The sequence below is a fragment of the Paenibacillus sp. MMS18-CY102 genome, from assembly GCF_009789195.1.
In the GTDB taxonomy this organism is placed as follows: Bacteria; Bacillota; Bacilli; order Paenibacillales; family Paenibacillaceae; genus Paenibacillus_T.
This window is the reverse complement of record NZ_WSTC01000089.1, coordinates 1-761: the sequence shown is the minus strand read 5'-3', so window position 1 is coordinate 761 and position 761 is coordinate 1. Positions and strand designations below refer to the sequence as shown.

The 761-nt window shown below is 47.8% G+C and carries 1 pseudogene; it reads left to right on the top strand.

What is annotated here, in order from left to right:
- Window position 1 precedes the first annotated feature (1 nt).
- Window positions 2-761, top strand: a pseudogene (locus GON22_RS25525) (transposase); the annotation flags it as partial.

The following is a 761-nucleotide window of genomic DNA, read 5'->3' as shown; positions in this document are numbered from 1 at the left end:
CATGCTGCGTTCTAATCGAGATAAACAACAAAACTATGAGCTAGTCTCCATTGAAGATTTAGTTCCTGCTGATCATATGCTCCGCAAGATCGATAAGTATATCGACTTTTCTTTCATCGATGAGAAAGTACGCCACCTTTACTGCCAAGATAACGGGCGTCCAGCCATCGACCCCCTCGTGCTGTTCAAGATGATTTTCCTGGGTTACTTCTATGGCATTCGTTCGGAACGCCAACTGGAACGCGAAGTTCAAACCAACCTCGCCTACCGTTGGTTTCTTGGGCTTGGACTAGCTGACCGAGTCCCTGACCACACGACGATTAGCTGGAACCGGAGAACGCGATTCAAAGATACGTCTGTGTTCCAAGACATTTTTGATGAGATTGTACTTCAGGCTGTGTCGCATCGAATGATTGGCGGGCGTGTGCTGATCTCCGATTCAACTCACGTAAAGGCCAATGCGAATAAACATAAATACACGAGAGAGCAAGTGCAACAGAACACGCGGGATTACGTGGATGAACTGAATGCGGCGGTAGAAGCAGACCGTAAATCGCAAGGAAAAAAGCACTAAAACCACGGGAGGAGGTGACGGAAGGCAAGGAAGTTAAGGTTAGCACGACTGATCCAGATAGCGGGTATATGTACCGAGAAGGTAAGCCGGAAGGCTTCTTCTACTTGGATCATCGCACAGTTGATGTGAAATACAACCTTGTTACCGATGTTTTCGTCACCGCCGGCAATGTCCATGATTCCGTACC